At 43.4% G+C, this 13,769-nt stretch carries 6 protein-coding genes, 2 tRNA genes and 3 rRNA genes; 9 read left to right on the forward strand and 2 right to left on the reverse strand.

Translation table 11 applies throughout. The features are described from left to right. The first annotated feature begins 37 nt into the window (after positions 1-37). The 8 genes from F903_RS03405 (at position 38) to cysK (ending at position 11,040) form a co-directional block, all read left to right on the forward strand. Positions 38-2,005 (forward strand): BCCT family transporter, encoded by a 1,968-nt coding sequence (locus F903_RS03405; protein WP_005194615.1) that lies wholly within the window; start codon positions 38-40, stop codon positions 2,003-2,005. Positions 2,006-2,527: 522 nt separating this feature from the next. Continuing rightward, positions 2,528-4,065, forward strand: a 16S ribosomal RNA gene (locus F903_RS03410). Positions 4,066-4,126: 61 nt separating this feature from the next. Beyond that, positions 4,127-4,203: transfer RNA gene (locus F903_RS03415), tRNA-Ile, on the forward strand. Between the two features lie 55 nt (positions 4,204-4,258). Further along, positions 4,259-4,334: transfer RNA gene (locus tag F903_RS03420), tRNA-Ala, on the forward strand. A gap of 367 nt (positions 4,335-4,701) precedes the next feature. Beyond that, positions 4,702-7,595, forward strand: a 23S ribosomal RNA gene (locus F903_RS03425). 216 nt (positions 7,596-7,811) lie between these two features. Beyond that, positions 7,812-7,926, forward strand: a 5S ribosomal RNA gene (gene rrf, locus F903_RS03430). The 16S, 23S and 5S rRNA genes sit together here with 2 tRNA genes alongside, the layout of an rRNA operon. Before the next feature lie 232 nt (positions 7,927-8,158). Further along, a complete protein-coding gene (locus tag F903_RS03435; RefSeq protein ID WP_005194616.1) occupies positions 8,159-9,784 on the forward strand; it encodes a Na/Pi cotransporter family protein in 1,626 nt (541 codons plus the stop codon). Positions 9,785-10,038: 254 nt separating this feature from the next. Continuing rightward, positions 10,039-11,040 (forward strand): cysteine synthase A, encoded by a 1,002-nt coding sequence (gene cysK, locus F903_RS03440; RefSeq protein WP_005194617.1) that lies wholly within the window; start codon positions 10,039-10,041, stop codon positions 11,038-11,040. A 62-nt stretch (positions 11,041-11,102) separates the two neighbouring features. On the opposite strand, the gene F903_RS03445 is transcribed toward cysK, so the two are convergent. Next, entirely contained in the window at positions 11,103-11,603 is a 501-nt protein-coding gene (locus F903_RS03445; protein WP_034594865.1) for a lytic transglycosylase domain-containing protein, read from the reverse strand. A 382-nt stretch (positions 11,604-11,985) separates the two neighbouring features. Beyond that, positions 11,986-12,204 (reverse strand): DUF2798 domain-containing protein, encoded by a 219-nt coding sequence (locus tag F903_RS16345; protein ID WP_004668147.1) that lies wholly within the window; start codon positions 12,202-12,204, stop codon positions 11,986-11,988. A 240-nt stretch (positions 12,205-12,444) separates the two neighbouring features. Between F903_RS16345 and F903_RS03455 the strand changes: the two genes are divergently transcribed. Next, on the forward strand, positions 12,445-13,665 hold the full coding sequence (locus F903_RS03455) for an MFS transporter (protein ID WP_005194619.1): 1,221 nt from the start codon (positions 12,445-12,447) through the stop codon (positions 13,663-13,665). Positions 13,666-13,769 lie beyond the last annotated feature (104 nt).

The following is a 13,769-nucleotide window of genomic DNA, read 5'->3' on the forward strand; positions in this document are numbered from 1 at the left end:
AGCCAAGCAATAGCTATTAGAACAGTATGGAGAAAATATGCATTCCAAAACATCATCTTGGTTGGCTAACGTTAACCGAAATGTTTTCTTTAGTACGGTATTGATCATTGTCGTTTTTCTTTCATTTGCAATCATTGCACCTGATCTCTTTGAAAATTTAACTGCACAAGCAAAACAATGGATTACGGACTCTTTTAGTTGGTTCTATATTTTGTGTGTTGCCATCTTCCTTGTGTTGTTGGTTTATATTGCGTGCTCATCAAGCGGCAATATTAAATTGGGACCCGATCATAGCCAGCCAGATTATAGTAACGGCTCTTGGTTCGCGATGCTGTTTACCGCAGGGATGGGGGTTGGACTGATGTTCTTTGGTGTGGCAGAACCTGTCATGCATTATGTCACTCCTCCAAGTAGTGATCCTGAGACGGTTCAAGCAGCTAAAGAAGCAATAAGAATCACCTTCTTTCACTGGGGTGTACATGCTTGGGCTGTGTATGCCTTAGTGGGCTTATCTCTCGCTTATTTTTCTTATCGCCATAATTTACCACTAAAAACACGTTCTGCATTGTATCCCCTGATCGGTAAAAGGATTTATGGTCGATGGGGCGATGCCATTGATACCTTTGCCACTGTTGGGACGATTTTTGGTGTCGCAACCTCATTGGGCTTTGGTGTATTACAGGTCAATGCTGGTTTAAATTATTTAGTGGGTATCGAGCAGAGTACTGGCACACAAATTGGTTTAATTATTTTCGTTAGTATCTTGGCCGCTTTGTCAGTTTTTGCTGGGTTAGATAAAGGTGTAAAGCGCCTATCAGAACTTAATTTAATACTTGCAGTAATATTGGTGGTTTTTGTTTTCTTGGCAGGACCAACGCTACACTTACTCCGCACTACCGTTGAAAATACGGGACAGTATCTTTCCAACTTATTTGTGATGACTTTTAATTTACAGGCCTATGAGTCGACGGGTTGGATTGGCGGCTGGACGGTTTTTTATTGGTCTTGGTGGATCGCTTGGTCGCCATTTGTTGGGATGTTTATCGCGCGTGTTTCACGCGGTCGAACCATTCGAGAATTTATTCTCGGTGTTATTCTGATTCCGACAGGTTTTACTATTGTTTGGATGGGTTTCTGGGGAAATGCCGCACTCTTTAGCATCATGCAAGAAAACAATATTGCGTTGATGCAAATGGTGCAACAAGATTCATCAGTGGCACTTTTTGAGTTTTTAAATCATTTGCCGTTCTCGGCTGTGATGAGCTTATTGGCGGCGATACTGGTTTTACTTTTCTTTGTGACCTCTGCGGATTCAGGTGCTTTAGTTGTGAACTATCTCACGGCTAAAGATGAAAACACACCTGCATGGCAGCGTGTATTTTGGGTGGTGTTGATCTCGATCCTCACGATTTGTTTGCTCTTGGTTGGTGGTTTGTCCACGTTACAGGCTTCAATGTTGGTGAGCGCATTACCATTTGCCGTGATTATGTTGCTGATGGCTTGGGGTTTACTGAAAGCATTGAATCTCGATGCAACCAAATCAAAAATGTTGACCGAGGCTCGAACCACGCCAAGAGCGATGAACAATCCACGCAGTTGGCAACAGCGTTTAGGCTTGATTATGCATTACCCTCATACGGAAGATGAGGTGAAGCAATATATTGCAACTCAAGTGCTAAAAGCATTTGAAGCAGTACAGGCCGAATTTAAACGTCGGAAGTTAAGCGTCGCTATTGATGAAACCGAACAAGGTTTGCGTTTGCGTGTCGATCATCACCAAGAAATTAACTTTGAATATACTGTCTTTTCAAGCAAGACCACGCCACCGAGCTTTATGCTTGGTCAGGGTGAAGCAGATGATAGTGAATATTTTCAAGCTGAAGTATTTTTGCGTGAAGGTGGACAAAATTACGATGTAATGGATTGGACACAAGAAGACTTGATCCAAGATATTATTGATCAATATGAACGCCACTTATATTTTCTTAACGTTGTGCGAAGCTGATAAAGTACAAAACAAGCAAAAAAGAAGTCCTCAGGGACTTCTTTTTTGCTATTTAATGGCTAAAAATTCATATTTATGCCGATAAAAGCACCAAACCAATCGTTTTTGTAGAAAAAAGAAACAAGCGAAAGTAAAAGTTAAAAAAAGGGGTTGTGTGGAGTTAGAAATGCTGTAGAATGCACATCCATCGGCGGTGATGCAGATAAAAACTTGTTGAGAAACAAGGATTTGGATTGAAAGGTTTGAATCTTGTGTTTGAGAATAAGTTTTAAAAATATCTAAATTGCCTGTTGACTTTTAAGAGATTGAGAGTAATATAGCCGACCTAGCTTGATGGTGACGAATCATCGAGAAGATCATTAAGAATTGAAGAAGAACAACTTGTGTGGATTTTTACTGGTTAATCGATCGAAATTATTTTCATTGATTAGATGGTAGAAATTACTCGAAGTTTATTTGAGAAATATTTGTCAGAAAATTGATGAGCCAAGATTGGTGCCCTTTAAAGGTACTACTGATTTTAAACTGAAGAGTTTGATCATGGCTCAGATTGAACGCTGGCGGCAGGCTTAACACATGCAAGTCGAGCGGGGTGATGTAGCTTGCTACATTACCTAGCGGCGGACGGGTGAGTAATGCTTAGGAATCTGCCTATTAGTGGGGGACAACATTCCGAAAGGGATGCTAATACCGCATACGTCCTACGGGAGAAAGCAGGGGACCTTCGGGCCTTGCGCTAATAGATGAGCCTAAGTCGGATTAGCTAGTTGGTGGGGTAAAGGCCTACCAAGGCGACGATCTGTAGCGGGTCTGAGAGGATGATCCGCCACACTGGGACTGAGACACGGCCCAGACTCCTACGGGAGGCAGCAGTGGGGGATATTGGACAATGGGGGGAACCCTGATCCAGCCATGCCGCGTGTGTGAAGAAGGCCTTATGGTTGTAAAGCACTTTAAGCGAGGAGGAGGCTACCTAGATTAATACTCTAGGATAGTGGACGTTACTCGCAGAATAAGCACCGGCTAACTCTGTGCCAGCAGCCGCGGTAATACAGAGGGTGCGAGCGTTAATCGGATTTACTGGGCGTAAAGCGTGCGTAGGTGGCTAATTAAGTCAAATGTGAAATCCCCGAGCTTAACTTGGGAATTGCATTCGATACTGGTTAGCTAGAGTATGGGAGAGGATGGTAGAATTCCAGGTGTAGCGGTGAAATGCGTAGAGATCTGGAGGAATACCGATGGCGAAGGCAGCCATCTGGCCTAATACTGACACTGAGGTACGAAAGCATGGGGAGCAAACAGGATTAGATACCCTGGTAGTCCATGCCGTAAACGATGTCTACTAGCCGTTGGGGTCTTTGAGACTTTAGTGGCGCAGCTAACGCGATAAGTAGACCGCCTGGGGAGTACGGTCGCAAGACTAAAACTCAAATGAATTGACGGGGGCCCGCACAAGCGGTGGAGCATGTGGTTTAATTCGATGCAACGCGAAGAACCTTACCTGGCCTTGACATAGTAGAAACTTTCCAGAGATGGATTGGTGCCTTCGGGAATCTACATACAGGTGCTGCATGGCTGTCGTCAGCTCGTGTCGTGAGATGTTGGGTTAAGTCCCGCAACGAGCGCAACCCTTTTCCTTATTTGCCAGCGGGTAATGCCGGGAACTTTAAGGATACTGCCAGTGACAAACTGGAGGAAGGCGGGGACGACGTCAAGTCATCATGGCCCTTACGGCCAGGGCTACACACGTGCTACAATGGTCGGTACAAAGGGTTGCTACCTAGCGATAGGATGCTAATCTCAAAAAGCCGATCGTAGTCCGGATTGGAGTCTGCAACTCGACTCCATGAAGTCGGAATCGCTAGTAATCGCGGATCAGAATGCCGCGGTGAATACGTTCCCGGGCCTTGTACACACCGCCCGTCACACCATGGGAGTTTGTTGCACCAGAAGTAGCTAGCCTAACTGCAAAGAGGGCGGTTACCACGGTGTGGCCGATGACTGGGGTGAAGTCGTAACAAGGTAGCCGTAGGGGAACCTGCGGCTGGATCACCTCCTTAACGAAAGATTGATGGCCGGTAAGAATCCACAACAAGTTGTTCTTCTTGAAGATATATCTGAGGGTCTGTAGCTCAGTTGGTTAGAGCACACGCTTGATAAGCGTGGGGTCACAAGTTCAAGTCTTGTCAGACCCACCAAATCTGATCGCTAAAGCTGAAAGATTTAAGGATATAGAATTCACAATGATAAGCTGGGGACTTAGCTTAGTTGGTAGAGCGCCTGCTTTGCACGCAGGAGGTCAGGAGTTCGACTCTCCTAGTCTCCACCACGTACTTTACGGAGTACGGGCTAAAGATTACAGAATTTAGTGAATAAGAAGATCGAATGATCTTGGTTTATTAAGTTCTGTGATTTATCACAGTTTAATGTAGCTGACGAGGTTACATTAATTCATTAACAGATTAGTAGAATTGAGTCTGAAATAAATTGTTCAAAACTCGATTAATATGATTTTAACGGTAATACGAAAGTGTTGCAGTTAGATGAAAGATTAATGCGAGAACTAGCGATTAACTGAATCAAGCGTTTTGGTATATGAATTAGATTGAAGCTGTACGGTGCTTAAGTGCACAGTGCGTCAAACTGAAATGTTGAAGTTACTACTTGTAGGTAACGTCGACTGTTTGGGGTTGTATAGTCAAGTAATTAAGTGCATGTGGTGGATGCCTTGGCAGTCAGAGGCGATGAAAGACGTAATAGCCTGCGATAAGCTCCGGGGAGGCGGCAAATATCCTTTGATCCGGAGATTTCTGAATGGGGGAACCCACTTACCACAAGGTAGGTATTGCATACTGAATACATAGGTATGCAAGGCGAACGAGGGGAAGTGAAACATCTCAGTACCCTTAGGAAAAGAAATCAATTGAGATTCCCTTAGTAGCGGCGAGCGAACGGGGATCAGCCCATTAAGTTGTATGTGTTCTAGTGGAACGCTCTGGGAAGTGCGAACGTAGAGGGTGATATTCCCGTACACGAAAGGGCACATACAATGATGACGAGTAGGGCGAGGCACGTGAAACCTTGTCTGAATATGGGGGGACCATCCTCCAAGGCTAAATACTCCTGACTGACCGATAGTGAACCAGTACCGTGAGGGAAAGGCGAAAAGAACCCCTGTGAGGGGAGTGAAATAGATCCTGAAACCGCATGCATACAAGCAGTGGGAGCCAACTTGTTTGGTGACTGCGTACCTTTTGTATAATGGGTCAGCGACTTACATTCAGTAGCAAGGTTAACCGAATAGGGGAGCCGTAGAGAAATCGAGTCTTAATAGGGCGTTTAGTTGCTGGGTGTAGACCCGAAACCAGGCGATCTATCCATGAGCAGGTTGAAGGTTGGGTAACACTAACTGGAGGACCGAACCCACTGTCGTTGAAAAGCCAGGGGATGACTTGTGGATAGGGGTGAAAGGCTAATCAAGCCTGGTGATAGCTGGTTCTCCCCGAAAGCTATTTAGGTAGCGCCTCGGACGAATACCATTGGGGGTAGAGCACTGTTTCGGCTAGGGGGTCATCCCGACTTACCAAACCGATGCAAACTCCGAATACCAATGAGTACTATCCGGGAGACAGACTGCGGGTGCTAACGTCCGTAGTCAAGAGGAAAACAATCCAGACCGCCAGCTAAGGCCCCAAAATCATAGTTAAGTGGGAAACGATGTGGGAAGGCATAGACAGCTAGGAGGTTGGCTTAGAAGCAGCCACCCTTTAAAGAAAGCGTAATAGCTCACTAGTCGAGTCGGCCTGCGCGGAAGATGTAACGGGGCTAAAACTATGTGCCGAAGCTGCGGATGTAACTTTTAAGTTACGTGGTAGGGGAGCGTTCTGTAAGCCGATGAAGGTGTATTGAGAAGTATGCTGGAGGTATCAGAAGTGCGAATGCTGACGTGAGTAACGACAAAACGGGTGAAAAACCCGTTCGCTGAAAGACCAAGGGTTCCAGTCCAACGTTAATCGGGGCTGGGTGAGTCGACCCCTAAGGCGAGGCCGAGAGGCGTAGTCGATGGGAAATTGGTTAATATTCCAATACTTCTGTGTAATGCGATGAGAGGACGGAGAAGGTTAAGTCAGCCTGGCGTTGGTTGTCCAGGTGGAAGACAGTAGGCATGCATCTTAGGCAAATCCGGGGTGCTCTATGCTGAGAGTCGATAGCAAGCTGTACTTGTACAGTGAAGTGGCTGATACCATGCTTCCAGGAAAAGTCTCTAAGCTTCAGTTACACAGGAATCGTACCCTAAACCGACACAGGTGGTCAGGTCGAGTAGACCAAAGCGCTTGAGAGAACTCTGCTGAAGGAACTAGGCAAAATGGTACCGTAACTTCGGGAGAAGGTACGCTGCTGACGGTGATGATCCTTGCGGTCTGAGCTATTGGCAGCCACAGAAACCAGGCCGCTGCAACTGTTTATTAAAAACATAGCACTCTGCAAACACGAAAGTGGACGTATAGGGTGTGATGCCTGCCCGGTGCTGGAAGGTTAATTGATGGGGTTAGCGTAAGCGAAGCTCTTGATCGAAGCCCCAGTAAACGGCGGCCGTAACTATAACGGTCCTAAGGTAGCGAAATTCCTTGTCGGGTAAGTTCCGACCTGCACGAATGGCATAATGATGGCGGCGCTGTCTCCAGCAGAGGCTCAGTGAAATCGAATTCGCCGTGAAGATGCGGTGTACCCGCGGCTAGACGGAAAGACCCCGTGAACCTTTACTGCAGCTTGACATTGAACTTTGACCTTACTTGTGTAGGATAGGTGGGAGGCTTTGAAGTTAGAACGCTAGTTCTAATGGAGCCATCCTTGAAATACCACCCTGGTAATGTTGAGGTTCTAACTCTGCCCCGTAATCCGGGGCGAGGACCATGTCTGGTGGGTAGTTTGACTGGGGCGGTCTCCTCCTAAAGAGTAACGGAGGAGTACGAAGGTGCGCTCAGCGTGGTCGGAAATCACGCGTAGAGTATAAAGGCAAAAGCGCGCTTAACTGCGAGACCCACAAGTCGAGCAGGTACGAAAGTAGGTCTTAGTGATCCGGTGGTTCTGTATGGAAGGGCCATCGCTCAACGGATAAAAGGTACTCTGGGGATAACAGGCTGATACCGCCCAAGAGTTCATATCGACGGCGGTGTTTGGCACCTCGATGTCGGCTCATCTCATCCTGGGGCTGAAGCAGGTCCCAAGGGTATGGCTGTTCGCCATTTAAAGAGGTACGCGAGCTGGGTTTAGAACGTCGTGAGACAGTTCGGTCCCTATCTACCGTGGGCGCTGGAAATTTGAGAGGATCTGCTCCTAGTACGAGAGGACCAGAGTGGACGAACCTCTGGTGTACCGGTTGTCACGCCAGTGGCATCGCCGGGTAGCTATGTTCGGAAGGGATAACCGCTGAAAGCATCTAAGCGGGAAGCCTACCTCAAGATAAGATTTCCCTAGGACTTTATGTCCTCTAAAGAGCCGTTCGAGACTAGGACGTTGATAGGTTGGATGTGGAAGTACGGTGACGTATGAAGCTGACCAATACTAATTGCTCGTGAGGCTTGACTATACAACACCCAAGCAGTTGTATATAAAGCATCAATTCGATTCAAATCCAAACAGTCAGTGTAAATTAAACTGATTGAACTTGATTTAGTTGAAAAACTAGTTACAATTCAGACCCAATGAAGCTAATCCGTTAATAACTCTTTGGTTCGTAAGTAAGGCACACACTGTGAAATTTAACTCACAACGTGATTAAGACCCCAAAGCACCACAACAGTTTGCTGGCGACAATAGCAAGAGTGAACCACCTGATCCCTTCCCGAACTCAGAAGTGAAACCTCTTCGCGCTGATGGTAGTGTGGCACTTGCCATGTGAGAGTAAGTCATCGCCAGCTTTTAAATACGAAAACCTCCCAACTTATGTTGGGAGGTTTTTTTATTGCGTGGAATTTAATAAAAAATGGGGAAAAACTGCGTTTTATAATCAATTTGGGTTTAGACAGCACATTAAATTTAATCAGTCCTTTATTGTGAGTCGTAAATCAAATATAAATATTTGAACAGAACAATGTAAGCTATTATTTAGACGTACTTTTAGTACCTTAAAATTATAAGAAGGAAACATTTGTGTTCAATGTCATTGTGCAGTTAATGGGTGGAATCGGTTTATTTCTTTTAGGCATGTCTCTGATGACAGATAGCCTAAAAGCAATCGCGGGTGAAGCACTGCGACAATGGCTGGTCAGATTCACAAATTCGCCAATCAAAGCTGTACTATCGGGGATTGGTTTAACCGTTGTGGTTCAATCCTCGACAGCTACCACTTTGGCAACGATCGGTTTTGTCAGTGCAGGAATATTAAGTTTTAGTCATGCGATTGGTGTGATTATCGGTGCAAACATAGGCACCACAAGCACAGGTTGGATGGTTGCATTACTTGGTTTAAAGTTTTCTATTGCCAGTTTTGCCTTGCCCTTGATTGGTATAGGCGCGGCGCTAAAATTATTTGGTAAAGAGAAAATTACTTTTATTGGACTCACTTTGGCAGGCTTTGGGCTGCTATTTTTAGGGATTCAATTTTTACAAGATGCCATGAGTGGTATGGCCCTATTGATTGATTTATCACGGTGGGCTGAACCAACTTTGATGATGAAGCTTATTTTGGTGTTCGTTGGTGTCCTCATGACGATCTTGTTGCAGTCCTCTAGTGCAGCCATTACAACAACATTAGCAGCATTGTCTACTTCAACAATTAATTTAGAACAAGCTTTAGCCTTAGTGATTGGTCAAAATGTCGGAACGGTTGCAACTGCTATCCTTGCAGCGATAGGGGCGACTACCAGTGCTAAACGAACAGCCGCAGTTCATGTCATGTTTAATATTGTGACTGCCATTTTTGCATTTATTCTATTATCTCCAGTATTTATATGGGCATATCATCATATTGAAAGTATTCATCAACTGGATTCTGTGATTTTAGTTGCGGGATTTCACACGACTTTTAGTTTATTAGGTGCATGTATTTTCATGCCTTTTTTGTCTCAATTTGAGCAATTGATTATTCGTTTATTGCCTGAAAAACAACCGCTAATCACACGGTATTTAGACGAGTCACTTTATACAGTTCCTGCTTTGGCGATTGCAGCAGTAGAACGTGCACTTTTGCAATCGATAGCTGATATGTATGGGATTTTTATACGTTGTATTCGTGGAGGCGTCGTTACTTCATTGGTTAAAACGGATGAGTTCGATCAAACGTTGCTTAAAGTTGAGCATTATTTAGATAAAATGACGGTTTCACAATCCTTAGAAGATCAACATCGTTTAATCATTTTATTGAGATTGGCAGTGTATGTCCGTGTTCTTAAAAATGATTTAAGCAGCGTTGCGCATATTGAAAGCATTCAAAATCAAAGAAATATACATGAATTGGCCAATCAGTTTGCAACGATTCTTGAGCAATTTATTCCGTATTTAATGCATGAACCATTTGCACGAATCCCAAAAAAACTTGTAGATGAGTTAGCTGATTTTTCCTCAGAGATGCAAGCACATCAAGATTTGGTTCGGCAGAAAATTATTGAGGACTCTTCATCAAGAACAGTATCGGTTACTTATACCTTGGACCAACTCGCTGCACAACGTTGGTTAGAACATTTAGTGATTCATTGTAGCCGTGTGGCTATTTTACTGGGTGATACAGAGCAAGTATTATTGAATGAGGAATTGGGATCAACTCAATTACCATCATGACAGTGTGGCGTGATTGGGTTTTCAAATGATTAAAATATGAATCGCAGGTTTTATGGGCTTATGTTTTCTATGCAGTGATAAGTTGTAGGGTTGTCATGGCCTGTGCCTAAGGCGTAATGCGTTTTTATTATGAACCTTAAGATCTTATGCTCTAAAAATATTGTTTTTCATAAAAGCTAAGGTTTTCTACTTTTCTCATAGGCTGACATGCCTATAATGATTGGGAATCATTCCAAATCTAATAAGGAAATAACATGTCTACTGATCAACAATTTCCAACACCTGCCAATCTTGGTATCGCAGTTTATGAAAATAATGCAGAGGCAATTGGTAATACACCCTTAGTACGTATTAATCGTATTATCAAAACAGGTGCAACGGTACTGGCAAAAATCGAAAGCCGAAATCCTGCGTTTTCAGTAAAATGCCGTATTGGTGCAGCTTTGATTGCCGATGCGGAAAAACGTGGTGTACTCAAAGCAGGGATGCATATTGTTGAACCAACCAGTGGCAATACAGGTATTGCCTTGGCTTTTGTGGCAGCAGCAAAAGGTTATCCGATTACTTTAACCATGCCTTCAAGTATGAGTTTAGAGCGTCGAAAAGTGCTTAAAGCTTTGGGCGCAAACTTAGTCTTGACTGATCCAGCCAAAGGTATGAAAGGTGCAGTAGATGAAGCGGTACGCTTGGCTACGGAAAATCCAGAACTGTATTTTTTACCACAACAATTTGAAAACCCAGCAAACCCACAGATCCATGTTGAAACAACGGGTCCTGAGATTTGGCAAGCAACCAATGGTCAAGTGGATATTTTGGTTGCAGGTGTCGGTACAGGCGGTACCATTACAGGTATCTCACGTTATTTTGAGCAAATAAAAAATCAGCCTTTGTATTCTGTTGCAGTTGAACCTGCTGAATCGGCAATCATCACCCAAACGAAACGCGGTGAAAGCATTACACCTGCGCCACATAAGATTCAGGGCATTGGGGCGAACTTTATTCCGAAAAATTTAGATCTAGATTTAGTCGATGAAGTTGTACCAGTGAATAGTGCAGATGCAATTGAATGGGCGAGAAAATGTGCGATGCAAGAAGGAATTTTAGTCGGTATTTCTAGTGGTGCGGCATTAGCAGCGGCAGCTCAAATCGCAGAACGTCCTGAAAATTCAGGTAAAACTATTGTGGTTATTTTACCTGATAGTGGCGAGCGTTATTTATCTTCAGTATTGTTTGAAGGTTTATTTGATGAGGCTTAGTTATAAGTTTAGCAAAAAAAGCCATGCTTAAAGCATGGCTTTTTTATACTTGCTGCAATGATTTATAACGCAGCTTTCAGCATTTTTTTATGATGTTTAACCGACTTCGCATATTTTTTACCTTGGCGTTTCATTTTCCAATTACGCTGATAACCCGTTGGTCCCACATTATAATAAGCCAGTGCTTTTTCCCAGCTACCTGCAGATTGATTATATTTTGCAAGAATATAAGTACCACAATTGACGTTGGTATATTCATCAAATAAGTTGCCGCCACAGGTACTTTGCCAATAACGTGGGATGATTTGAGTGAGTCCAACTGCACCGGCTGACGAGGTCACATAAGGTCTGTAGCTTGACTCTTGTCGAATCATTGCGGCAATAAGCAGTGGATCAACATCGTGTTGTTTAGCACTTTGAATGATCATCGGAGCAACACGATTGGCTGTATCTGGTTGTACTGAATAGGCTTTTTGAATCCCAACTGATAATTTCTGAGCGCGTGTTGCGCTTGAACCACTTAAATGGCTACAAGCGGTTAAGTAAACAGCAGCAAACATCATGCTGAGTTTAAAAAGTAATATCGCGATATTACTGATATGGCGTTTTGCACCGTTTTTTGGAATGATCATCGTGAAAATAAAAACTTAATCGCATATTCGAAAGTAGGGTGATGGTATGAAGTTAAATTCATGCCGTCAAGTGTGGTTATTTTACTGAGTAGAAACAAAAAAGCCCCGACATCCTGTCGAGACTTTTTTATATTCAGTTTATTGCCGTTAACTCCTGTCAACGACCACGTCCTGTGCATCTTGTTGTTCTGAATGAGACTTCCTGTCTCTCTATGATTTATATATTACGGAATAAACTTGTATGGGTATATTCGCCATTCACTGCAAGTTGTGTGCGTTTTAACCTACAGTGAATTTTTGACGATGATGACCTTTAACGGTTTTTAAGAATGAGGCTGACCAGTTTCTGTGCGATAGGCGCGCAGACCAGTACACTTGGAAAAGCAAACATCCATGCAATCATCCAAGCTGACATCCACATGGAAAAGAAGTTTTCAACGAAGCCCAATGCTTTTAAAGTGGTGATTCCAGAAATTAGAAATGACATGATACAAGATAGAATTAATGGAAATAAAAGCGTAGCTGCCTTCATCGGTTAGCCTCTTGAGTGGTTCGGGTAAATGGTATGGCCAGTCGCTATCATACCGTGTTCGCTCGAAAAGGTGAAAAGTGAATTAGAGGGGCTTGAGGAATGAGGAGAATTATTGTTAGGGAACATCAACTGACTAAACTTGAATGTATTGCTATAAAAATTTAAGTGAAAAGTCACCTATATTGTCGTGGATTATTTTAGTGAAAACGCGCGTATACTGATCAGGCATAAGGAGTGGCCATGTCTGAATCAGTTATACGTCCAAGCCATATTGAGTATGGTTCAAAATCATTTACTTCGATTTTATGGTCATTGTTTTTTGCAGGCTTTGCTTCATTTTCATCGCTCTATTGTGTTCAGCCGATGATGCCGATTTTTGCAAAATTCTTTCAGCTTAGCCCGACGCATAGTAGTTTTCCTTTGTCTTTCTCCACCATTGCATTGGCAATTGGTCTGCTGTTTACAGGCTTTATTTCAGATCGGTTTGGACGTAAACCGATTATGGTCTTTGCCTTATTTCTGGTTTCGATTTTATTGTTGATTAGTGCCTCTTTCCCGATTTGGGAAGTGTTTTTAGGTACCCGTATTTTTATTGGTTTAGCGGTCAGTGGTGTGGCAGCCGTAGCCATGACCTATATCGGGGAAGAAATTGCACAAAAAGATATCGGTTTCGCGATGGGACTTTATATCTCGGGCACTGCAATTGGGGGTATGGGTGGCCGCTTGATTGCAGGGGTGTTGGTCGACTTTATTTCTTGGCAATCTGCAACTTATATTATTGGATTTCTCAACCTCATAATCGCTTGTTTATTCTATTGGTTATTGCCAAAATCTCAGCATTTCCAACCCTATCCATTCCGATTTTCTCGCTTTAAAGCAGCTTTTGAGCAGAATCTCAAAGATCCGAAATTACGGATTTTATTTGCTCAAGGTTTTATCCTGATGGGGTGTTTGGTGACGGTGTTTAATTACATCAGTTATCACTTGTTAGAAGCGCCTTTTCATTTATCACAAACATGGATTGGGGTGATTTCGATTGCCTATTTGGCAGGAATTTATAGTTCACCTAAAGCGGCACAATGGGGCTTTAAATATGGGCGGGATAAGGTTCTACCATTTTTGTTGTTGAGTATGATGATTGGATTATTGATTACCTTGATCCCATCGCTTTGGGCTATCTTAATTGGTTTAACTGTTTTTACCTTTTCATTTTTTGCTGCCCATTCAACCGCAAGTAGTTGGGTCTCGGTACAAGCCGTGCAATATCGAGCAGTGGCTTCATCACTGTATTTATTTTGCTATTACATGGGATCTAGTGTGTTGGGGAGTAGCGGCGGTTTGATTTGGGAAAACTTTGGCTGGCTCGGCATTAATTTAAGTGTGGGTATGGTCTTGGCAATCGGTTTTATGCTCACCTTTTATTTAGGTGACTCAAAAAAACAGGATATTCTCATAAAATAAAGCGACAGATATAGTCGCCGAGGGCTTGCTAAAAATCATTGGATTTTAGTAACTTAAGCAAGTGCTAATTTAAAGCATCATCATATTTTTAGATTTTTTATCGT

Source organism: Acinetobacter sp. NIPH 298, assembly GCF_000369505.1.
In the GTDB taxonomy this organism is placed as follows: Bacteria; Pseudomonadota; Gammaproteobacteria; order Pseudomonadales; family Moraxellaceae; genus Acinetobacter.